The sequence below is a fragment of the Shewanella sp. 3_MG-2023 genome (genome assembly GCF_030548765.1).
GTDB lineage: Bacteria > Pseudomonadota > Gammaproteobacteria > Enterobacterales > Shewanellaceae > Shewanella.
In genome coordinates this window covers 1-893 of sequence record NZ_JAUOSH010000084.1, presented here as the reverse complement: position 1 = coordinate 893, position 893 = coordinate 1, and the positions used below count along the sequence as shown (strand labels likewise).

At 48.2% G+C, this 893-nt stretch carries 1 pseudogene; it reads left to right on the top strand.

Features of this window, described 5'->3' with window-relative positions:
• Positions 1-158 precede the first annotated feature (158 nt).
• Positions 159-893: pseudogene (locus Q4591_RS20080) on the top strand (transposase zinc-binding domain-containing protein); the annotation flags it as partial.

Below are 893 nucleotides of genomic sequence, written 5' to 3'. Positions count from 1 at the left end.
CAAGGGCTAGATTTGCGCTCAGTGCAAAGCCTGCTCGGTCACAACAGCCTTAATACCACTGCCCGCTATACCCGCCTCACCACTATCACTCGAAAAAATACTGCCCTATCTGTTAACCAACTGACTGATAATTTGGTGCTCAAGTGGGAGTGTAACCTATGAAGTTCATTGAACTTTTACGCGACCACCTCGATGCCTTTAATCAGGCTTATGATGGTCAAATAACATCATCCATGCGCCAAGCTATTTTCGCCATGCTTAATTGTCGCAGCAATACTGAGCGAACCAGCCAGTGGGCATGCCGCAGCTGCACTCATACTGCTGATTTCCCGCTGTCATGTGGTCATCGCAGTTGCCCGCAATGCCAGCACAACACCACGACAGAGTGGCTCAACAAACAGCAAGCTAAACTCCTGCCCGTGGAGTATTACATGGTGACGTTTACCTTGCCTTATGAGTTGCGAGCAACGGCTAAACATCAATCCGAGTTGATGTATCAAACCATGTTTACCGTTGCAGCCAGCATACTGAAAGACTTTGCTAAAAACTCAAAGCAACTCGGTGGTGATATTGGATTTACGGGCGTGCTGCATACCCATAACCGAAGGCGTGACCCTTGTGTTATAAGAAGCATCCTCATATCCACTTCATCATTCCGGCAGGCAGCTTTAATAAGCACAAAAAACAGTGGAAAAAGAACAAGGGTAAATACCTGTTCAACGCCTTTAACCTTGCCACCGTGTGGCGAGCAAGACTGCTGGCGCAACTGGCAAAACTGAGTCTCAAACTCCCTAGCTCAATACCCCAAAAGTGGGTGGTAGACTGCCAACATGTGGGTAAAGGACTGCCAGCGTTAAAGTACCTGTCGCGATACCTTTATCGCGGCGTGTTAC